Annotated in this window: 1 protein-coding gene; it reads right to left on the bottom strand. The window is 43.0% G+C overall.

Features of this window, described 5'->3' with window-relative positions; genetic code table 11:
- Window positions 1-17 precede the first annotated feature (17 nt).
- Window positions 18-463 (bottom strand): hypothetical protein (locus ACYVTD_RS16600; protein ID WP_461248761.1); only part of this gene is annotated, 446 nt, incomplete at its 5' end.

Genomic DNA, 463 nt, shown 5'->3' with positions numbered 1-463 from the left:
GTATTAATCTGACTTTATTATAGAAAGAGTATTTCTCCAAAAACAAAATGCAATAAAGCGGCTGCCAACAAAGCTAAACCCAGAGGTCTTCTTAAAGCCAAAAGGCTTGTCCCTATACGATCCAGACTTCCAGGCGTTGCATTTTCCGCAGTTTCACCCCCACCTTTGCGGTATAGCCCAAAGAGCAACACAATTCCGGCTGCAATTCCGGCGGCGGCTGGGATAAAATCCCCAAATATAAGAACGCCCCTTACGGCATCAATGCTTGAGGGGAGAGGCGACAGTAATTTTAAAATCCCTGTAATGGAGCTTAATATCCCCAAGACAAGATAAAAAGTAGGAGTATTAAGCGGAAGCCCTGGGGTTTCAGTTTCCCCTTCTTTTCCGGAGAGCAGTAAATACCCGGTTATTCCGTTACACAAAACTGACAAAAAATACAGTTGAATCATACATAGTATATAAC

The sequence above is a fragment of the Treponema sp. R6D11 genome (assembly GCF_054786075.1).
The sequence above is the reverse complement of the archived record's forward strand: the minus strand, read 5'-3'. Positions and strand labels throughout refer to the sequence as shown.